Below are 19,679 nucleotides of genomic sequence, written 5' to 3' on the forward strand. Positions count from 1 at the left end.
GCCTCGTTGAAGCATGTGCGAGGCGGGCCTCGTGTCGGCCGAGGAGCTCCCTATCTCCGGCGTCTCGCACGCCGGCCTCGTTGAAGCCTCGAGCTTGCATCCATTGCGCGAGGAGGCCGGGGCATCTCCGGCGTCTCGCACGCCGGCCTCGTTGAAGCGCGCGCGGATTGCCACGCGCAACGCGAGCCGATAGTCATCTCCGGCGTCTCGCACGCCGGCCTCGTTGAAGCCCGTGAGGTTTTGGCTCGACACTGGCCACGGGCGGACATCTCCGGCGTCTCGCACGCCGGCCTCGTTGAAGCACGATGCCGGAAACATGCACAAATTAGCGTCCCCAAGCATCTCCGGCGTCTCGCACGCCGGCCTCGTTGAAGCGACTAAGAAGCACGTTCTCGGGCTCAAGGGCGGTGACATCTCCGGCGTCTCGCACGCCGGCCTCGTTGAAGCAGCATCGTGTCGCCGTCGTGGGTGCTGGGGTCACACATCTCCGGCGTCTCGCACGCCGGCCTCGTTGAAGCTGCGAAGTACGCCGCGCTCCCGCCGTGCCACGTGCCATCTCCGGCGTCTCGCACGCCGGCCTCGTTGAAGCCCACACGCTCATGAGTCGCCACCATCCTCCGGCTCCATCTCCGGCGTCTCGCACGCCGGCCTCGTTGAAGCGAGACGTAGCGCGAGCTCCTCTTCCACGCCCCCTTCCATCTCCGGCGTCTCGCACGCCGGCCTCGTTGAAGCAGCGAAGGGCGCGACGTCGACACGGGCGAGCTTCACGCATCTCCGGCGTCTCGCACGCCGGCCTCGTTGAAGCGACACCTTCAAGGACCAGCACGTGATCGGAGACAGCCATCTCCGGCGTCTCGCACGCCGGCCTCGTTGAAGCTCGTAAGTGTCCCTTATTCCAAGAGAAGAGAGAGAGCATCTCCGGCGTCTCGCACGCCGGCCTCGTTGAAGCCTCCCGGGCTCAGGGTCCGGCGGCGGTGCGGGCGGCAACATCTCCGGCGTCTCGCACGCCGGCCTCGTTGAAGCCGCGCGACATCCCCGACATGGGGTGAGAGCGCAGGCACATCTCCGGCGTCTCGCACGCCGGCCTCGTTGAAGCGCGCGTGTGCGGCGATGCCGCCGAAGGCGTGCGAGGACATCTCCGGCGTCTCGCACGCCGGCCTCGTTGAAGCTCGACGTACCGCGAGACGGACCCGGGAGGCTGACCCATCTCCGGCGTCTCGCACGCCGGCCTCGTTGAAGCAGCACGACGCAAGTGCGGCTCAACTTCGCCGCGGCGCCATCTCCGGCGTCTCGCACGCCGGCCTCGTTGAAGCGGCATCCCTGCCGGCACGGTCGTTCGGCCGGCGCCGTCATCTCCGGCGTCTCGCACGCCGGCCTCGTTGAAGCGGGTGCACCGAGCCGTTGCCCAACACGGCCGGCGTGCCATCTCCGGCGTCTCGCACGCCGGCCTCGTTGAAGCGTGTTCAGCACGTGGCTCGACATGCCCGTCCTCGACCATCTCCGGCGTCTCGCACGCCGGCCTCGTTGAAGCATGCTGCCCTGCTCCTCGCCGTGGTGATGGTCCGCGCATCTCCGGCGTCTCGCACGCCGGCCTCGTTGAAGCCAGTCGGTGTTGGCGAACACGGTACCGCCGCTCACCATCTCCGGCGTCTCGCACGCCGGCCTCGTTGAAGCATCTTCTACGACGACCCGTACAAGTCGCACGAGGAGCATCTCCGGCGTCTCGCACGCCGGCCTCGTTGAAGCAGCACCGAGAGGCCACCGTGGAGGACCTGCGGCGCGCCATCTCCGGCGTCTCGCACGCCGGCCTCGTTGAAGCAGCTCCTACTAGAGGACGCGATCCTCCTCCGGGTCGCATCTCCGGCGTCTCGCACGCCGGCCTCGTTGAAGCGTGGGCTCGACGCCGTGCTCCGCGTCCTGGAGTTCATCTCCGGCGTCTCGCACGCCGGCCTCGTTGAAGCCCTACAGGACACGACGGGTCAAGCTAAAAAACTTCTCATCTCCGGCGTCTCGCACGCCGGCCTCGTTGAAGCCCGGGCGCGGGCGGCATGGGCTCCTTCGTGTCGTCGCATCTCCGGCGTCTCGCACGCCGGCCTCGTTGAAGCAAGGTCGTTCCCGGGTGCATCACGCCCGTCGTCGTCGTCATCTCCGGCGTCTCGCACGCCGGCCTCGTTGAAGCGCGTTGCAGCCCAGCTCTACGCGGACGCGAGCGCCTCCATCTCCGGCGTCTCGCACGCCGGCCTCGTTGAAGCACGGCGACCTTCACCAAGCCTCACGCGAAGGACTGTCATCTCCGGCGTCTCGCACGCCGGCCTCGTTGAAGCAGCACGTTGTGTGAAATCCACGTGGGCGTGGTGGAGCATCTCCGGCGTCTCGCACGCCGGCCTCGTTGAAGCAGTTTGCACCTCGCGACGAGCTCGGCGTTGCTCTCCCATCTCCGGCGTCTCGCACGCCGGCCTCGTTGAAGCCCATCACCACCCATCTTGCACCTCCTGTTCCCCCCGCATCTCCGGCGTCTCGCACGCCGGCCTCGTTGAAGCTTGACCTCTCAGGTTGGGGGCTCGCCGCGCGAAACGACATCTCCGGCGTCTCGCACGCCGGCCTCGTTGAAGCGTCCTCCCGCCGAACGCGTCCGACCCGGTCGTGGCGCATCTCCGGCGTCTCGCACGCCGGCCTCGTTGAAGCCGCTCTCGGTCATGTTCGATGTCCCGCTGGACGCGAGCATCTCCGGCGTCTCGCACGCCGGCCTCGTTGAAGCGAGCGCCTCGGCGAGACGACGGGGCTCACGCGCGACATCTCCGGCGTCTCGCACGCCGGCCTCGTTGAAGCCAGTCCGAGTGCGCGAACACCGTGCCGCCCGAGACGCTCATCTCCGGCGTCTCGCACGCCGGCCTCGTTGAAGCCTCCGCTGGCAGCCCCCACCACTCCCGCGGTTGTGATCATCTCCGGCGTCTCGCACGCCGGCCTCGTTGAAGCTCCGCGGGCCTCGACCCGTACGGCCGGCCGTGGGCCCATCTCCGGCGTCTCGCACGCCGGCCTCGTTGAAGCGGGCACGAGTAGTGGGCCGCTTCCCGTGGCGTGCACGACATCTCCGGCGTCTCGCACGCCGGCCTCGTTGAAGCGAGTTGCCGTGGGGAAAGCCTTCGTTCTTCTCGCTCCATCTCCGGCGTCTCGCACGCCGGCCTCGTTGAAGCGAGACCGGCACCGTATTTACCGGTTCCGCTTGGGATGCATCTCCGGCGTCTCGCACGCCGGCCTCGTTGAAGCACACGCGCTTCGGTCTCGCCGCTTCGGGTCGCAGCACATCTCCGGCGTCTCGCACGCCGGCCTCGTTGAAGCGAGACGACGTACTTCTGCGTCCACTGCGTCGCGAACGGATCTCCGGCGTCTCGCACGCCGGCCTCGTTGAAGCCAGATCCAGACGCCGTTCTCCGCTGGCGCCGTCTGGCATCTCCGGCGTCTCGCACGCCGGCCTCGTTGAAGCGTCTTCGTCGGCGCCTCGAGGAACCCACACGAAGATCATCTCCGGCGTCTCGCACGCCGGCCTCGTTGAAGCACCACGATGGCGGAGTCTTCGTCGACCATGTCGGAGCATCTCCAGCGTCTCGCACGCCGGCCTCGTTGAAGCGCCACGGAGGAGATGAACCCCGAGGCGGAGCGCGTGCATCTCCGGCGTCTCGCACGCCGGCCTCGTTGAAGGGACGCCGAGCGCATGACGGCCTCGGTGGCTGCGGTCCATCTCCGGCGTCTCGCACGCCGGCCTCGTTGAAGCACGAACTTGTCCCAGATCAGGTTTTGGGCGACGCGCGCATCTCCGGCGTCTCGCACGCCGGCCTCGTTGAAGCATTGAGGCCACACACGGGCCACCTTTGAAGTCTTCACATCTCAGGCGTCTCGCACGCCGGCCTCGTTGAAGCCAGTCGACGTTGAAGTCGAGCTCGCCTGCCGCGAAGCATCTCCGGCGTATCGCACGCCGGCCTCGTCGAAGCGTCTGGGAGGCAACCGCCCAGTGAGCTCACCTATCTCACCTCCGCCGCCATCGACGCCGGCCTCGTTGAATTCCCGTTTTTTCCTGGCGGCGCTTGGTTGCGCCGTCAGGAAGACTTCACACCGAGGAAGGGCAGCACATGGTCACGATCAACCCAAAGGCTCCGAATAACACCTGGCGCCGGGCCTACCTCACGCGGCGCGACGAGTACGATCCACACCACGTTGTGTGGGTGATACGAACGCGCCCTGACGGCATGCGCCTCGTCCGCGATCCCGCACGGAAAACGACGCAATGGATGCACCCCGACCAGATCGAGGAATAGGCCGGCCCCAGGGCAGCGGCGCGCGGGGTGCGCCGAGCACCTCGCCGCCGCGTCACGTCTTCACCCGGTCCCTGGACCGCGCCAGCGTGACACACTGGGCGCATGCAACGTTGGTGTGGCGCGCGGAGGCCTGATCATCGGCGACGCCGTGCTTCTCGACTACGGCGCGGCGTTGGCGACCGTGCCCCCCCCTCGTCCATCGCTCCCGAAGACGCCGCACCTCCGGCATCTCCCGCGCCCTCCGTGGAGCAAAATCGCGCGCCCCGACTTCCTGTCCGCGTCGACACACCGACAGCGCCTCGCCGGCATCACGAACACCGTCCCATCCCTTCCCAGTTTGGAGGACTCCATGAACCATCGAATTCTCATCACCGGCTCATCGGGCCTCGTGGGCGCTGCGCTCGCGCGGGCCCTCGAACGACGAGGCACCGAGGTCGTACGCTTCGATCTCCGTGCGAGCGGCTCGGCTCACGGTGACGTGCGCGAGCGTGGTCACGTCGCAAAGGCTGTCGACGACGTATCGGGCGTTGTGCACCTCGCGGCCGTCTCTCGTGTCGTCTGGGGCGAGCGTGATCCCGAGACCTGCTGGGCGACGAACGTCGACGGTACCCGCTACGTGCTCGAAGAGGCCGAGCGGGCCAGTCGAAGACCCTGGGTAATCTTCGCCAGCAGCCGCGAGGTCTACGGCCAGCCCGAGGTTCTGCCGGCCACCGAGGATAGCCCGCTACGACCGGTGAACATCTACGGCCGCTCCAAAGTAGAGGGGGAACGTCTGGTCGACGCGGCTCGCGACAAAGGCCTGCGAGCGTGTACGATCCGGCTCTCCAACGTGTTCGGGTCGCCAGCCGACCACGCCGATCGCGTGATTCCCGCGTTCGCCCGCGGCGCCCTCTCCGGTGGCGAGCTGCGCGTCGAAGGTCAAACGCATACCTTCGACTTCACGTTCGTCGACGACGTCGTGCGCGGGATCGCATCGTTGGTCGGCGTTCTCTCTGCCGGCGCCATACCACCCGCGCCGATCCACTTCGTGAGCGGGCGCCCGACGACACTCGGTGACCTCGCAGCTCTCACGATTCGCATCGCGGGCTCGAAGGCAACGATCGCCCACGCACCCGCCAGGACGTACGACGTGGGTCACTTCTTCGGCGACAGCACCCGCGCGCGACAGCTCCTCGACTGGCAGCCACACGTACACCTGCACGAAGGGCTCGAGCGCCTGCTCCGCGCCCTGCGAGACGAACACGGCTCGAGCTCCTTGTCCGATCGAACGAAGGAAGTGCCATGAAGATCCTCAAAGTCATCCACGGCTACCCCATGCGGTACAACGCGGGCTCCGAGGTCTACAGCCAAACGTTGTGCCATGGCCTCGCCGAACGCCACGAGGTCCACGTGTTCACGCGCGAAGAAGACGCCTTTGCGAGCGACTTCCGCCTGCGCACGGAGCACGACGAGGACGACCCTCGCATCACGGTCCACGTCGTCAACAACCCACGGTACAAGGATCGCTACCGCGCGAGCGGCGTCGACGAACGCTTCGCGGAGGTCCTCGCGCGCGTTCGGCCGGACGTGGTTCACGTTGGCCACCTGAACCACCTCTCGACCTCCCTCCTGCGCGAGGCGGCGGTGCGCGAGGTCCCCATCGTCTTCACGTTGCACGACTACTGGCTGATGTGCCCACGCGGTCAGTTCATGCAAATGTTCCCCGAGGACCCGACGGTTCTCTGGGCTGCCTGCGACGGACAAGAGGACCGAAAGTGTGCCGAGCGCTGTTACGCACGCTACTTCAGCGGCGCGGAGGAAGAGCACGAGGCCGACGTGGCCTACTGGACCGATTGGGTCGGTCGGCGCATGAGGCATGTGCGACAGATGAGCGAGCTCGTCGACCTCTTCATCGCGCCCGCAAAGTACCTCAACGACCGCTACCGCGACGCGTTCGGCCTCCCCGAGAGCAAGCTCGTGTACCTAGACTACGGCTTTGCCCGCGAGCGTATTCGCGAGCGGCAGCGCACCCCAGGGGAGCCGTTTACGTTCGGGTACATCGGCACGCACATACCCGCGAAAGGCATCCACGACCTCATCCGCGCCTTCGGCCGCCTCGACGGCGACGCTCGCCTGCGCATTTGGGGCCGGCCGCGAGGGCAGGACACCGACGCCCTGAAGGGCATCGCGGCGACGCTCCCCCGCGGGGTCGCCCAGCGGGTCGAGTGGCTCAGCGAGTACAAGAACAAGGAGATCGTCACCGACGTCTTCAATCATTGCGACGCGATCGTCGTACCCTCGGTGTGGGTAGAGAACTCGCCACTCGTGATCCACGAAGCGCAACAGGCGCGCGTCCCCGTGATCACGGCAAACGTCGGCGGGATGGCCGAGTACGTCCAGCACGAGGTCAACGGTCTTCTCTTCGAGCATCGCTCGGTCGCCGCGCTCGCGCAGCAGATGCAGCGACTCGTCAACGAGCGAGGGCTCGCCGCGAAGCTCGGCTCACGCGGCTACCTGTTCAGTGACACGGGCGACATCCCCGACATCGGCACGCACGTCCGCGAGGTCGAGGAGATCTACGCGCAGGTCATACGCCGACACCGCTCCACGCGCATCGAGAGGCGCGAAGGGCCGTGGCGCATCACGTTCGACACGAACCCGGATCTCTGCAACCTCAAGTGCATCATGTGCGAGGAGCACTCCTCCCATAGCCCGCTTCAGCTCCGCCGAAAGGAAGCTGGGCGGGCACGGCGGGAGATGCCGTTCGAGCTCATCGAGCGGGTCGTCGCCGAGGCTGCCCCGCGGGGGCTCAGGGAGATCATCCCATCGACGATGGGCGAGCCGCTTCTCTACGAGCACTTCGAGCGCATTATCGGCCTTTGCCACCGCTACGATCTGCGGTTGAACCTGACGACGAACGGCACCTTCCCACGCCTCGGCGCCGAAGGGTGGGCCAAGCTCATCGTACCCATCACGTCGGACGTGAAGATCTCGTGGAACGGCTCTACCAAGGCAACGCACGAGGCCATCATGCTCGGCAGCCGATGGGAGAGCATGGTCGACAACGTACGCGCGTTCATCGCCGTCCGTGACGCCCACGCCGCTGCCGGAGGCAACCGCTGCCGGGTGACGTTCCAGCTCACGTTTCTGGAGTCCAATGTGCACGAGCTGGCCGGCATCGTGCGACTCGCGATCGACATGGGCGTCGACAGGGTGAAGGGGCACCACCTTTGGGCCCACTTCGACGAGATTCGAGACCAATCGATGCGCCGTAGCCCCGAGGCGGTGACGCGATGGAACGAAGCCGTTCTCGCGGCGCGTGAGGTCGCGGCCGAGCGGCGCCTCCCGAACGGGGAGCCTCTCCTCCTCGAGAACCTCTTCCTCCTCGACACGAGCACGACCGAGGATATCGCTCCGGGCGGGCGGTGCCCATTCCTTGGGCAGGAGGCGTGGGTGAGCGCCGAGGGGCGCTTCAATCCGTGCTGCGCCCCTGACGCCGAACGTCGTACCCTCGGAGAGCTCGGGGACCTGACGAGCCAGGGGATCCTCGAGATATGGAACGGTGACACATACCGCGAGCTGACCTCGACCTACCGGAACCGTCGCCTCTGCCTCGGCTGCAACATGCGGAAACCCGCTGAAGGTGCCTCATGAGCTGGAGAACCTGGGTCGTGAGCCCCGATGCCTCGCACCATCTCGACGGAGGCGGCGCGCCAGCCTACGCGGAGCGCTTCGATGAGGTCCTGAAGTTCCACGCTCCCGGGCTCGCGCCGGTTCGTCGCGCCGGCCGCGCGTGGCACGTCCGCCCCGACGGAGCCCCCGCCTACGAAAGGCGCTTCCTGCGGACCTTCGGGTTCTATGAAGGGCGCGCCGCAGTCATCGACGACGACGGCTGGCACCACATCGGCCCGGACGGGCACGCCCCGTACCGAGAGCGCTACGCCTGGTGCGGCAACGTCCAGGAAGGCCTGTGCCCGGTCCGCAAGGCCGACGGCGGATACCATCACATCGACGTCGAAGGGCGTGCAGCCTACGCGACACGCTTTCGGTACGCGGGCGACTTCCGCGATGGCATCGCCGTCGTTCAGACCGCCGACGGCCGCTCGACGCATGTTCGGCCCAACGGCGACCTCCTGCACGGGCGGCGGTTCATCGACCTCGACGTGTTTCACAAGGGCTTCGCGAGAGCCCGCGACGACGGCGGCTGGATGCACGTCGACGTGGAGGGGAGTCCGGTCTATGCCCGACGCTTCGCCGCCGTCGAGCCATTTTACAATGGCCAGGCAAGGGTCGAGCGCCTCGACGGCGGGCTCGAGGTCATCGACGAACAAGGCAATACGGTCGTCGAACTGAGGCCTGAACGCTGCACCGCGCTCCGTGCTCGCGGGGTGGCGCGATGAGGGACAGCGACTGGGTCATACCCCCTACGACGCTCGCGTGGCTCGAAGCCGTGCCTCGCGAGCGGGCGGTCGCGATGTTGATTCGTCACTCGGTGAGAGCCGACCTCGCGCCCAACGAGGTGGGATACACACTCCCGATCACCGACGACGGCCACCGGCTCGCTCGGGAGCTCGGTACGAAGCTCCGTGGCCGCCTCCGAGCCGTCCACGCGAGCCCCCTTCTGCGCACGGTGCAGACAGGTGAGCGCCTCGCCGAGGGCGCAGGGCTCGCCGACGAGGTTTCGCCCGATCGGATGCTCGGCGATCCGGGGGTCTTCGTCGTCGATGATCGAGCCGACGCGACGTGGCGGTCGCTGGGGCACGAAGGGGTCATGCGCCGCCTCGTCGAGGGCAGGGAAATTCTTCCGGGTTGCGCCGACGCCGACGCCGCAGCCCGTGCCCTGGCGAAACACATGCTCGCAGCATCGAAGCGGACACCGGGGATTCATGCATTCGTGACGCACGACTCGTTGATTACCGCAACGTGTGCGCGCCTCCTCGGCGAGCCCCTCACACCGGCCGACTGGCCCGGGTACCTGGAGGCGGCCTTCTTCTGGGAAGAGGGCGACGGCGTCCACGTGAGGTACCGCGATCGCCGGCGCACTCTACCCGAGCCGCTCGTCGATCTCACCGAGGCTCATGTGGTTGCGTTGGCGCGTCGCGAGGTGGGGGCGACCCTCGGCCTCGATTGCCCAGCGCGCTTCTTCCTCGCGGGAGGCGTATTCAAGACGCTCCTCACGGGAAAGCCGCCGCGGGACCTCGACATCTGGGCCGCAACCCCATCGGACCGAGCCCTCGTCGAGGCCCGCCTCGTCGAGCGTGGGGCCGAGCGCCTTCCCGAACGGCCCTACACCCAAGCTTTCCGGATGCGCGGACGGGAGATCGAGGTGTCGCTGCAAACGGAGCCGAGCGTTCTCGAAGAGCGCCTGGCAGGCTTCGACCTCGCGCTGTCGTCCATCGGGGCCGAGCACAGTCCGACCGACCAATGGCGCGCCGTCGTTCATCCCCTCGCGCGAGCGTCCGCTTCGAAGCGGCAAGTGCTGCTCCTCGACGAGCTACGAAACTGGAAGCATGCCCTCTCCTCCCTCGTTCGCCTGCGGCGCTACGCGATGGAGCTCGGATTCGAGGCGCGCGCTTCGGACGAGCAGCGCCTCTGGGCGCTCTTCGACCAACAGCCGCCCGAGATGCGCCACGGAATGATCGAGCGTTTCCGCGCGAGCGCAAGCTTCGACCCCGTTCTCGCCGAGCTGGCATCGCGCCGACCATGAGCCCGTCTTGCTCGAAGTGTTCGCGTCGGCACACTCCGACCGGAGACAAAACCACTTCACTCTATCTACATTTGAAGGCAATATGTCTCCGAGGCGACCCGGGTGTTCGAGCGTGAAATCGAGCTGTTCCGCCAGCATGGCGGCGTCCTCCGCATGTCCGAAGCGCTGCGGCTCGGCATCAACCGGAAGACGCTCTACGCGATGCGAGACGCCGGCGTCGTGGTGCCCGTCTCCCGAGGGGTGTACCGCCTCGCGGCGCTCGACCCGCTCGCACACCCAGACCTCGTCACGGTGGCCAAGCGCGTCCCGCAGGGCGTCCTCTGCCTCATCTCCGCGCTCTCGTTCCACGAGCTGACGACGCAGGTGCCGCACACGATCGACGTCGCGCTCGAGCGGGGCAAGACGAAGCCGCGTCTCGACTACCCGCCGACGCGCTTCTTCTGGTTCTCGGGCCCGGCGTTCGACGAGGGCATCGAGACGCACGAGCTCGACGGTGTACGTGTACGCATCTACGCCCCGGAGAAGACCCTCGTCGACTGCTTTCGCTACCGGAACCAGATCGGCATGGACGTGGTCCTGGAGGCGCTGCGGCTTTGGCGTGAGCGCCGCAAGAAGAAGCTCGACGTGCTCCTGAAGTACGCCCGCATGCGCCACGTCGAGCGCGCGATGCGCCCCTACCTGGAGGCGATGCAGTGACCGGCAAGAACCGGAGTGGACGTAGTCCATCCTGCTGGACGGAGTCCGCGGAGGACCCTACGGCGTGAGCATCGACCGCGCCGGGCGTGACGACATCGCCGAAGCTTCTACGACGTGTGGCTGCTCGCGAGACAGTTTGCCTTCGACGGCACGGTGCTCGCGAAGGCCATCGCCGCCACCTTCGCGAACCGCGAGACCGCCATCGACGTCGAGCCGATCGCGTTCACATCGAGCTTCACCGAGCAGGTAAGGACCGTGACGCAGTGGAGCGCGTTCCGAAAGAAGCTCCCGAACACCGAGTGCCCGGAGTCGCTCGCCGAGCTCGTGCCGCTCCTCGCCCAGTTCCTGCTGCCGGTGGCGCGTGCTTGCGCGGGCGGCGAGAGCTTCGACCAACGCTGGCCACCGGGCGGCCCGTGGACGGGCGACACGTGAGGGACACGAGCGCCCGGGTCACGCCCCGCGAAATGCAAATCGCGCGACCCTCCGTTTCAAATCGCCCGGCTCGCGCTCGCTCGCTCGTGACGCCCACCTCGGCGCGCTCCGGGGGGCACCCATCACGGCACCCCTATTTTTCTCGCACATCGTAGCGTTCTGCGTGCCATGCTACGTGCCGCGAGGAAGCGACCGCAAGCGACAGAAACCTCCAACTCCAGGCGCCTGGAGTTCCAACTCCAGGCGCCTGGAGTTGGACGATCGCACGAACGAAGGGGACGACGATGGCGACCAAGAAAGCGAACACCAAGACCCTGGCCGTGGTGAAGAAGGCTGCCCTCAAGGGCGTCAAGCAGAGCGCCGCTCAGAAGAAGCGCCTCGAGTCTTTGCTCGAGACCATCGAGCGCCGCAAGGCCCGCATCGTCGAAGACTTCTACGACATCGGCGTCGCCCTCAAAGAGATCCTCGAGAAAAAGCTCTACCTCCAGGCGGGCTACGCCTCGTTCGGCGAGCTCATCGACGCTCGCAAGATCATGGGCAAGTCCCAAGCGTTCAAGCTCGTCTCGATCGCGCGCTCCGTCTCGCGCGAGAAGGCGATCGAAGTCGGCTCCGAGAAGGCCTACGAGCTCGTGCGCCTCACCGAAGAGACCCCCGAGCCCGACACCGTCGACGACGTGCTCACCGCGGGCGTTCGCGGACCGAAGGACAAGAGGCGCGTCGACCTCAACAAGCTCTCCTCACGCGACATCGCCAAGAAGCGAAAGGAAATCGCCAAGGCCAACAGCAAACCCACGGGCGACGAGCTCGAGGCGGGCCGCGCCGCGCGTGCGGCTCAGGCGAGCCTCCGCAAGGCCGGCATCAGGGCCTTCGTCGTCGCACGCAAGGACGGCAAGACCTGGAACGCTGTCATCACCGTGCCCATCGGAAAGCTCGACGCGCTGGTCGGCGGCGGCACCAAGTAGCCACGACGCTTGAGCGCGCGACCCGGAGGCCCGGAGCTTCCACCTCCTGGCCTTCGTCCTTTCCGCGCGACACCTTCGGGTCGTTCCTAACGAGAAGACAAGAAACGTCATCCCCCTCGCCGCGCGAGGCGCGCCCCGACGTCCGCCGCCAGCTGCTCGATACGCTCCCTATGCGGGCCAGCCGGTGCGGGCCCCACGGCCTCACTCTTCCTCCGCGTCGGCGTGAGCAGCGGCACGTCGGGCACCTCGAAGAAGCCCAACGCCCCCTTGATGGGGCGCGGCTCGACGGGGCGCGGGTTCTCGAGCACCCACGCGAAGCCGCCCTCCCCGTCGTCCTCGCAACCGACGACGTCGACGAGGCACACCGCCACGCCGCGAGGCATGTCCGGCGTCGCCCCCTCGTCCGCGGCTTGGCTCGCGCAGATGAGCAGCGGCCCGCGGTAGCTCGTTCGCCGCGATCGGTATTCTCGGGTCTTCTCTCCGGAGAGAATCTCGGATGCGTACGGCTGACGGACGGAGAGCGCTTTCATGGGGACCTCGGGGCCTCGCTACGCTACTCCACGACCACCTTCCAAGGAGCCCCCCATGCGCGTGACGACGAAGGAGCTGCGGACGGCGACGCTCGCCCTCCTCGAGCACCTGGACACCATCGGACAGAGCGAACTGGAGATCGACGACGACTACTACTGGCACGTCCCCATGGAAGACGCCTACGCCCCGGATCGGACGCCAAAGGAGCTCACCCTCGGCCAGCTCTCCCACGACTGGGACGAGGTGACGGCCCTCGCGCGCGGGAGCAAAGAGCCCTTCGGGTACGCGCTCGTGTGGCTCGCGGCCGTCCTTCGCAGGGTCGGGGAGCGTTCGAGATGGTGACGGCCTTTGGGCGAAACGTCGACCCGGCGCGAACGGCGGACACGCGACGACACAGGTAGGCACGGCGAGTCCCGGCTAGCACGCGCCATCGTCCCGCGAGCACCACCCCCTCGTCGCCCCGCGCGTTTCGTTGATTTCGATCGTGCGCTAGGTTGATGAGCGATGATGCCGACCTCCCCGGTGAAGCTGCCTACCGCCAAGGCGTCGGAAGAAGCGAAGGTCGCGTTGCGGGCACTCGCAGCCCTACCGCGGCGGAAGGCTTCCCGTACGGTCCAGGTCCAGCCTGAGGGCGAAGGGCCGGCGGTCCCCGTCACGGTCCCGCGTGAGGCGTTCGATCTGTTCCTGGAGGTCCTAGGGCAGATGGCGAATGGGAACGCGGTCACCATCGTGCCCGTCCATGAGGAGCTGACGACGCAACAGGCGGCCGATCTCCTCAACGTCTCGCGCCCGTTTCTCGTGAGCTTGCTCGACGAGGGCAAGATCCCCTTCCGCTTGGTGGGTACGCACCGGCGCGTGCGGGCGGCCGATCTCGTCGAGTACCAACGGAAAGACGACGCACATCGGAAGGCCGTGCTGGACGAGCTGACCGCCGAGGCCGAAAAGCACGGGCTCGGCTACTGAAGGCACGCGGTGGCGTTCGTCGTGCTGTACGACGCTTGCGTCCTCTACCCGGCTCCACTTCGCGACCTCGTCCGCCTGGGCTCCCCCGCCCGTCTCGCGTGATACCCCCACCCCCCAGGAGAGGTACGGGACGTTCCTCCGGCCCGACGTGCCTCGCACACGAAACCCCACGAGAATTAGCGTGGAACGCGTGTTGCTAAGCGGGAGTCATGCGCATCCTCCGCCCCCTCGCCGCCGTCGTTTTCGTGCCCATGGCCGCCCTCGCGTGCTCGGCGGAGGTCACGCCCGAGGAGGCCGAGCCCACGGAGGGGGACGACTCGGGCGAGTCCGCAGAAGCCCTCACGGGCGCGCAGGCTTGTTCTCTCGTGGCGGGCGCGTCGGCCGGGCTCGCGGTGGTCGCGTCGCAGGCGTTCGTGGGGACTACGACGTGCGCCGGAGCGCTCGCCGTCACGGGCGCGGGCGAGCTTGTGTGCGTGGTGCCCGCCGGGGCGACGGCCCTCACCGCGATCGCCGCGGTGCTCACCGGGTCGGCTTCGTACCTGCTCTGCTCCGCGTCCACGTCGGGCTCGCAGCGCATCCCGCTCGCATCTACAGGGTCGTCGACGTGCTCGACCGTGAGCGCGACGACGAGCCCGCGGTTCTGCTCGAACCTCTACCGCCGCTACAAGAACGCGTGCGGCTCGCTCGACCTCAGGAACCCGAACGCGTCGGAGACCTCGTGCGCGTCGGTGAGCCTCGCCACCGCGCGCGACCAGTCCACCTGCACGACGCTCCAGACCCGAATCGAGCGCAACGCGCAGTGCCTCCACGGCCGGCGCATCATGCAAGACTTCATCCGCCGCGGCATCTGCCAACCCGACCCGACCGACCCGAGCGGCACGAACCACGAGCCGCCGATCCGCGTCGCCAACAACCTGCTCGCCGAGTGCAAATCGAAGATGAAGAGCCTCTCGAACCTCTGCGGGAAAGACCCTGAAGAGCTCCAGCGCAGCTCCGTGCGCCGCTTCAACCAGGCGATCTACACCTGCAAGTGACGAGCACCGAGGCCACCACGCCGCGCCACCCCTCGAGCCGCGCGGGCGTCGCCGAGTGAGCACGATCGCTCGTATTCACTCGCCACAAGACACCGGGACAGCGTCGGCGCCTCTGGGGCTCGCCCCAAGGCGCGACCAACTGCCCTACCCGCGCCCATCCAGGGAGCGCTCGAGATCGAGGGTGGTCACCTCGAGATAGGGCACGGGGCGGCGCATCTCTTCTTCCCACGTCGTCGCGTCGCGGAGCCTCCGGAGCGCCCGCACGACGCCCGCGTGGGCCACGACGAGGACGGGCCCGGAGTGATGCGCCTGCTGCTCGGTGACGAAGGCCCGGACGCGCGCGTCGAGGTCCTTGACCGTCTCTCCGCCCGGCGCCGAAAGCTCCGTGTACCGCGCCATCCAGGCCGCGAAGCGCGCGCCGTCGCTCGCCTCGATCTCCGCGAAGGTGCGACCCTCCCACTCCCCGAACGACAGCTCCGAGAGGCGGGGATCGACGCGCGGCGCCTCGTGCCCCGAGAGGCGCGCGATCGCCTCGGCGAGGCCCTTCGCGCGCTCGAACGGCGACGTGACGAGCCCCTCGACGCGCGCCCCCTCGAGCTGCCTCCACACGGAGGCCGCGGCTTCGTCGTGCGGGACCGCGACGGGCACGTCGCTCTGCCCATAACAGACGCCGGTCACGGAGGGCTTCGCGTGGCGCACGACGAGGAGCCTCACGAGACACCCCACGCGACCACGAGCAAGCCCGCGAGCTCGGCGAGCTGCTCGGTCGCGCCGAGGAAGTCCCCCGAGATTCCCCCGAGCCGCACGAGGTACCGGTACGACGTGACCAGCGTGACACCGGCCTGAACGCCCACGACGGCCAACGCCCGCGCCGGAGAGAGCCCACCCGAAGCGCAGGCGAGACCCGCGGCGAGGGCGGCGTACGTGGTCGCGACGAGCGCCTGGGGCAGACGCGCGCGGGTCACGTCGCGGCTCTTCGCCCCTTGCTCCGTGGCATACGGGAGGGCCACCATCTGCCAGACCGGGCCTACGCGCGCCGACGCCGCGACGAACGCGACCGCCGTGACGATGGCCGCGGCGCGGCTGGGCGAAAGGCGCGCGAGGAAGGCCGCCCGGCCCGCGATCGACACGACGAGCGCCGCGGCGCCGAACGTGCCGACACGTGAGTCTTTCAAGATGGCGCGGAGCTTGTCGCGATCGAAGGCGCCCCCGAGCGCGTCGCTCGTGTCGGCGAGGCCGTCCTCGTGGAACGCCCCCGTGAGGAGCATCGAGATGCCGACGGCGACGACGGCGGCCCCGAGCGCGCCGCTCGGTCGCAGCGCGGCGAAGAGCGCGCCCGTCGCCGCGCCGACGAGCCCTCCGACGAGCGGGAACTGCGCAGACGCCCACGCCCACTCGGCGCGCGAGTAGGGGAACCCGCCGACGGGGACCCGCGTGAGGAAGATCACCGCGGCGCGGATCGAACGGAGGAACGTCCTCATGCGAGCCCCAGGCTCGCCAGAGTGCCCATTTCGCGCTCGAGGCGTAGGGCGTCGGCGAGGAGCCCCATCGCGAGCACGGCCCCGGTGCCCTCGCCGAGGCGCATCCCGAGCGAGAGCAGCGGCGTGAGCCCGAGCGCCTCGAGGGCGATCGTGGAGCCCGTCTCGGCCGACACGTGCGACGCGACGAGCCCGGAGCGCACGTCGGGAGTAAGCCTCACGGCGACGAGCGCCGCGGCCTGGGCGAGGAAACCATCGAGCACGACGAGGCATCGCGCCTCCACGGCGGCGCGCACGAAGCCCGCCATCGTCGCGAGCTCGAGCCCCCCGACCTCGGCGAGCACGGCCTCGGGCCCCGCGCTGGCCGGTACCCTCGCGATGGCCTCGGCGACGACGCGGCGCTTACGCACGAGCCCTTCGTCATCGACGCCCGTGCCGCGACCGACGACGCGCTCCGGCGACGTGCCCGTGAGCGCGCACACGAGGCACGCCGCCGACGTCGTGTTCCCGATGCCGACCTCGCCGACGCCGAGCACCGTCGCGCCACCCTCCACGAACGCCCGGGCCTCGTCGGCCCCGACGCGCATGGCGCGGTCGACCTCGACCGGCGTCATCGCGGGCTCGATACGCAGGTTGCCCGTGCCGCTCCGGATCGTCCTCCGCGCGTAGCGCGTCGCGTGCGCCGCCGGGGGGACGTCGTACGCCCCATCGACCCCGACGTCGACTACGGAGAGCGCGACGTCGTGCGCACGCGCGAGCACCGAGACCGCCGCCACGCCTCCGACGATGGCGCCGACCATGCCCTTCGTGACGTCACGTGGGTAGGCGCTCACGCCCTCGACGGTCACGCCATGATCGGCCGCGAACACCGCGAGGCCGAAGCGCGGGGCCTCGGGCGTCGAGAGGTGACCGCGGACCGAGGCGTAGTGGACGGCGAGCGCCTCGAGCGCGCCGAGGGAACCTGGGGGCTTGAGCAGTCCGTCTTGGCGCGCGAGCGCGGCACGCCTCGCCTCCACGGGGGTCACGGAGGTCGCGGCGGGCCCGCCCTCGAGCGCCGCGCCGCTCACGGTCGCCTCCGGAGCGCGAGGAACACGCGGCGGGGAGCGCCCTCGGTGAGCTCGGCCGCGATCCACACATCTCCGACGGGGCTCGCGAAGACGGAGAAGGCCTCGGTCTTCGGACCGGCCGCGATCGCGCGTGAGATGCGTGTGCCTTCCGCGCGGAGGCTCGCGACGCCGTACCCTTGGGCGTACGCAGGCTCGGCGCGCGCCCCGTCGTATCCCTTGCCGACGACGTATCCCGCCCAACCTCCCTCGGGCGCGACCGCCGCGATCGACGAGGTGCCCGTGGTCCCTGCGGCGCCGAGCGTGACGCGAGCCGCGCCCCCGATCGCGGAGATCTCGCTGGCGGAAGCTCCGTAGAGGGTGTCCCCTCCGCTCTCGGAGGCCGCCACGAACGCGTTGCCGAGGGCGTCGACCGCGACGGGACCCGAGCTGCCCGACCACCCGAAGAGCTTCGCGGGCGGCTTGCACGCGCCCGTCGCGACGAGCTCCACACCGCACCGCGCGGCGACGTAGAGCCCATTGTCTTGAGTCGCCGAAGCCGTAGCCGAAAAGGGAGAGAGCGCGGAGAACACGATCGCCCCCGAGGGGACGCCGATAGCCGAATAGATGCCGTTGGTGCGCGCCCGGGCGACGAGGCTCGCGTAGTCCTTCGTGTAGACGAGGGCCTCTCCCGGGAACCCGGCCCCGCTCCCGGTGTAGGTCAGGAGCGCTTCGTTGCCATTTGGGAGGTCGACCATTCCGTCGGGCCCGTAGAAGAGCGTCGACGGGAGGGCCGTCGCCCGAACGAAAGGCACGCTCGTGGCCGTCGCCGTGCCTTGCGCGGCCTGAGGGAGCGCATAGCGGATCACGCCGGGCGCCGAGGCGGCGTCTTGGGCGGTGTAGACCTGCGTCGTGACCATGGGGCCGCCGTGGTTGCCCCAACGCGCGCCGAGCACCTCGCCCGTCGCCGCGTAGCGCCCGACGACGCCGAACGGGAACGCGGGATCGAGGGTCGCCACGTCCTCGTAGTCGTTCGGTGGGAGGAAGACGGGCGGGGGGCGAGGCGGCGACGCGTCGGGCGCGGTCGCGTCGCGTGGCGCATCGCCGTCCGACGCGCCGGCCTCGGGGCTCGGGAGGGGCGCGGTCGACGTGGGGCTCGTGCCCGCGTCGAGCTCGCCGCCCGCGGGCTCGGAGGAGCATGCATACGAAGAAGCGGCGAGGGCGAGGAGGGCCGTGAGCGTGGCTCCGGCGCGGCGCAAGACGAAGGGGACGTGACGGCTCATGAAGGCTCCGCGGTAGGGCGCCGCGGAGAGCGCGAGAGGGGCGAGGGGCGAGCCGAGGCCGCGCGCGGGACCCTTCGTGCGAAGGCCGCGCGAGGCCGCGCGAAGGCCGCGGCGCCGAATGTCCTCTCGCCTCCCCGCGGAGGCTTGGACGAGCCCACCCGGATGTCTCCCGAGGGGGCGCCGCGCGGAGGTTTTCGGGCTCGTGGGCGCTCGGCCGAGGCCGGTCTCTACTCCCCGAGCCTTCCCAGGAGAGAGCCTCCCAGTGGAGAAAACGGGTTTCGTTCCCACTTACCGCTGCGGGGCAGCCCCGGATTCGCACCGGGTTCCCTGTCGCGAGACACGGCGCTTCTACGCCGTCGCGTAGCGAGACGCAAGGACGGCGGGCGCGGGGGTGTGACGAGGTACGTGGTGTGCCTCGATTTTTCTACGCAACGAATCCCAGGAGGCCGCCGACACCCCGGCATGCCTCCACCTGCTCGGCTCTCCGATCGCCCCCTCGCCCGTCCGCCTCGCTACTGCCGCGCCGAGCTCTGTCGGATGGCGAACGTGCTTCGTTCGTCGTCCTACGCGACCACCACGGCCGAAGCCCTCGTCTCCGAGCGCGCGCGACGTGCGGTCTCGGCCATCGAGAGCCTCGAAGCCGCATACCGTACCCGGGGAGGCTCGACGCCCTTGCGGGGCGCGCACCGGGACGTCGGGCGGGCATTCGCGGCGATCGCGCGGCTCCTCGCCGCGGAGGCTGCCATCCCCGGAGATGAGGGGGCTCTCGCCCGGCATGTCTACGAGCGACACTTCCAGGGCGGCCTCGCGTTCACCCAGCTCCCCTACCCCGAGCTCGTCGCGGAAGCGACAGCGAGGCTCGTAGCGCTGCGTTCGGACCCGAACGCAGCGGCCCTGCCCACGCCGTGTCGTTCCCGAATCGAAGCCGCGGGCAAGGTGCTCCGCAGCGTTCCCGCTCCACCCGCACGAGGGGCCGGGTCCGAAGCGATCCGGCTCCCGGCGCTCATCCAAGCCGCGAACGGCGCCGTCCACGCCTATATCCGGCTCGTGAAGGAGCTCGCGGGAATCGAAATGTCCGAGGAGCGAGCCGCGGGCCTCATCGCGGCGCTCAACGCGCACCCCGAGACCCTCGAACCGCCATCGTCTGCCGCCGAATAACGATTCGGAGGCTCGGTCCCCTGAATCGTAAAGGCGAATAGACCCCGACCCTTCTCCGATCGGCGGGCGTCCGTAAAACCAAGCTATCGGCCGCCCACGA

At 69.0% G+C, this 19,679-nt stretch carries 16 protein-coding genes, 1 CRISPR repeat array and 1 riboswitch (1 of these 18 running past the window's edge); of the genes, 11 read left to right on the forward strand and 5 right to left on the reverse strand.

Annotation, left to right across the window (positions count from 1 at the left end; translation table 11 throughout):
• A CRISPR array of direct repeats spans positions 1-4,061; the repeat unit is 36 nt; unit sequence CATCTCCGGCGTCTCGCACGCCGGCCTCGTTGAAGC (it extends 8,139 nt beyond the left edge of the window).
• 601 nt (positions 4,062-4,662) lie between these two features.
• The 7 genes from IPK71_36595 to IPK71_36625 all read left to right on the forward strand — a co-directional run bounded on the left by IPK71_36595 (position 4,663) and on the right by IPK71_36625 (position 12,089).
• Complete coding sequence (locus IPK71_36595) at positions 4,663-5,598, forward strand: NAD(P)-dependent oxidoreductase (protein MBK8219277.1); 936 nt, start codon at positions 4,663-4,665, stop codon at positions 5,596-5,598.
• Positions 5,595-7,946, forward strand: a complete 2,352-nt coding sequence (locus IPK71_36600) for a glycosyltransferase (GenBank protein MBK8219278.1) — start codon at positions 5,595-5,597, stop codon at positions 7,944-7,946. Before IPK71_36595 ends, IPK71_36600 begins: the two co-directional genes overlap by 4 nt.
• On the forward strand, positions 7,943-8,692 hold the full coding sequence (locus IPK71_36605) for a methyltransferase (protein MBK8219279.1): 750 nt from the start codon (positions 7,943-7,945) through the stop codon (positions 8,690-8,692). Before IPK71_36600 ends, IPK71_36605 begins: the two co-directional genes overlap by 4 nt.
• Positions 8,689-9,999, forward strand: a complete 1,311-nt coding sequence (locus tag IPK71_36610; GenBank protein ID MBK8219280.1) for a histidine phosphatase family protein — start codon at positions 8,689-8,691, stop codon at positions 9,997-9,999. The genes IPK71_36605 and IPK71_36610 overlap by 4 nt, the downstream gene beginning before the upstream one ends.
• Positions 10,000-10,101: 102 nt before the next feature.
• Positions 10,102-10,695, forward strand: a complete 594-nt coding sequence (locus IPK71_36615) for a type IV toxin-antitoxin system AbiEi family antitoxin domain-containing protein (protein ID MBK8219281.1) — start codon at positions 10,102-10,104, stop codon at positions 10,693-10,695.
• Between the two features lie 114 nt (positions 10,696-10,809).
• Positions 10,810-11,127: a hypothetical protein gene (locus IPK71_36620; GenBank protein MBK8219282.1), complete on the forward strand. Its 318-nt coding sequence runs from the start codon at positions 10,810-10,812 to the stop codon at positions 11,125-11,127.
• Positions 11,128-11,411: 284 nt separating this feature from the next.
• A complete protein-coding gene (locus IPK71_36625) occupies positions 11,412-12,089 on the forward strand; it encodes a hypothetical protein (protein MBK8219283.1) in 678 nt (225 codons plus the stop codon).
• A gap of 107 nt (positions 12,090-12,196) precedes the next feature.
• On the opposite strand, the gene IPK71_36630 is transcribed toward IPK71_36625, so the two are convergent.
• On the reverse strand, positions 12,197-12,619 hold the full coding sequence (locus IPK71_36630; GenBank protein MBK8219284.1) for an ASCH domain-containing protein: 423 nt from the start codon (positions 12,617-12,619) through the stop codon (positions 12,197-12,199).
• Positions 12,620-12,674: 55 nt separating this feature from the next.
• Here IPK71_36630 and IPK71_36635 point away from each other — a divergent pair, with 55 nt between their 5' ends.
• The 3 genes from IPK71_36635 to IPK71_36645 all read left to right on the forward strand — a co-directional run bounded on the left by IPK71_36635 (position 12,675) and on the right by IPK71_36645 (position 14,617).
• Positions 12,675-12,962 carry a hypothetical protein gene (locus tag IPK71_36635; GenBank protein MBK8219285.1) on the forward strand — a complete coding sequence of 96 codons (288 nt, stop codon included), beginning with the start codon at positions 12,675-12,677 and terminating at the stop codon, positions 12,960-12,962.
• Positions 12,963-13,124: 162 nt separating this feature from the next.
• Positions 13,125-13,583: a helix-turn-helix domain-containing protein gene (locus IPK71_36640; protein ID MBK8219286.1), complete on the forward strand. Its 459-nt coding sequence runs from the start codon at positions 13,125-13,127 to the stop codon at positions 13,581-13,583.
• 209 nt (positions 13,584-13,792) lie between these two features.
• Positions 13,793-14,617 carry a hypothetical protein gene (locus IPK71_36645; GenBank protein ID MBK8219287.1) on the forward strand — a complete coding sequence of 275 codons (825 nt, stop codon included), beginning with the start codon at positions 13,793-13,795 and terminating at the stop codon, positions 14,615-14,617.
• 144 nt (positions 14,618-14,761) lie between these two features.
• Here the strand turns inward: IPK71_36645 and IPK71_36650 are convergent, their stop codons facing one another.
• The 4 genes from IPK71_36650 to IPK71_36665 are packed head-to-tail and all read right to left on the reverse strand — an operon-like array spanning position 14,762 to position 18,421.
• Complete coding sequence (locus IPK71_36650) at positions 14,762-15,331, reverse strand: histidine phosphatase family protein (protein MBK8219288.1); 570 nt, start codon at positions 15,329-15,331, stop codon at positions 14,762-14,764.
• Positions 15,328-16,098: an adenosylcobinamide-GDP ribazoletransferase gene (locus IPK71_36655; GenBank protein MBK8219289.1), complete on the reverse strand. Its 771-nt coding sequence runs from the start codon at positions 16,096-16,098 to the stop codon at positions 15,328-15,330. The genes IPK71_36650 and IPK71_36655 overlap by 4 nt, the downstream gene beginning before the upstream one ends.
• Positions 16,095-17,120, reverse strand: coding sequence for a nicotinate-nucleotide--dimethylbenzimidazole phosphoribosyltransferase (gene cobT / locus IPK71_36660; protein ID MBK8219290.1), 1,026 nt, complete (start codon positions 17,118-17,120; stop codon positions 16,095-16,097). The genes IPK71_36655 and cobT overlap by 4 nt, the downstream gene beginning before the upstream one ends.
• Positions 17,121-17,158: 38 nt before the next feature.
• Positions 17,159-18,421, reverse strand: coding sequence for a hypothetical protein (locus IPK71_36665; GenBank protein ID MBK8219291.1), 1,263 nt, complete (start codon positions 18,419-18,421; stop codon positions 17,159-17,161).
• A gap of 188 nt (positions 18,422-18,609) precedes the next feature.
• Positions 18,610-18,752: riboswitch (cobalamin riboswitch) on the reverse strand.
• A 131-nt stretch (positions 18,753-18,883) separates the two neighbouring features.
• On the opposite strand from IPK71_36665, the gene IPK71_36670 reads away from it, so the two are divergent.
• Positions 18,884-19,579 carry a hypothetical protein gene (locus tag IPK71_36670; GenBank protein ID MBK8219292.1) on the forward strand — a complete coding sequence of 232 codons (696 nt, stop codon included), beginning with the start codon at positions 18,884-18,886 and terminating at the stop codon, positions 19,577-19,579.
• Positions 19,580-19,679: the final 100 nt, after the last annotated feature.

This window comes from Myxococcales bacterium (genome assembly GCA_016712525.1).
Lineage (GTDB): Bacteria > Myxococcota_A > Polyangia > Polyangiales > Polyangiaceae > JAAFHV01.

Bases quoted from the DNA above. Each gene is read 5' to 3' on its own strand.
- IPK71_36595 (MBK8219277.1), top strand. From the start codon at position 4,663: ATGAACCATCGAATTCTCATCACCGGCTCATCGGGCCTCGTGGGCGCT.
- IPK71_36600 (MBK8219278.1), top strand. From the start codon at position 5,595: ATGAAGATCCTCAAAGTCATCCACGGCTACCCCATGCGGTACAACGCG.
- IPK71_36605 (MBK8219279.1), top strand. From the start codon at position 7,943: ATGAGCTGGAGAACCTGGGTCGTGAGCCCCGATGCCTCGCACCATCTC.
- IPK71_36610 (MBK8219280.1), top strand. From the start codon at position 8,689: ATGAGGGACAGCGACTGGGTCATACCCCCTACGACGCTCGCGTGGCTC.
- IPK71_36625 (MBK8219283.1), top strand. From the start codon at position 11,412: ATGGCGACCAAGAAAGCGAACACCAAGACCCTGGCCGTGGTGAAGAAG.
- IPK71_36630 (MBK8219284.1), bottom strand. From the start codon at position 12,619: ATGAAAGCGCTCTCCGTCCGTCAGCCGTACGCATCCGAGATTCTCTCC.
- IPK71_36635 (MBK8219285.1), top strand. From the start codon at position 12,675: ATGCGCGTGACGACGAAGGAGCTGCGGACGGCGACGCTCGCCCTCCTC.
- IPK71_36640 (MBK8219286.1), top strand. From the start codon at position 13,125: ATGATGCCGACCTCCCCGGTGAAGCTGCCTACCGCCAAGGCGTCGGAA.
- IPK71_36645 (MBK8219287.1), top strand. From the start codon at position 13,793: ATGCGCATCCTCCGCCCCCTCGCCGCCGTCGTTTTCGTGCCCATGGCC.
- IPK71_36655 (MBK8219289.1), bottom strand. From the start codon at position 16,098: ATGAGGACGTTCCTCCGTTCGATCCGCGCCGCGGTGATCTTCCTCACG.
- IPK71_36665 (MBK8219291.1), bottom strand. From the start codon at position 18,421: ATGAGCCGTCACGTCCCCTTCGTCTTGCGCCGCGCCGGAGCCACGCTC.
- IPK71_36670 (MBK8219292.1), top strand. From the start codon at position 18,884: ATGCCTCCACCTGCTCGGCTCTCCGATCGCCCCCTCGCCCGTCCGCCT.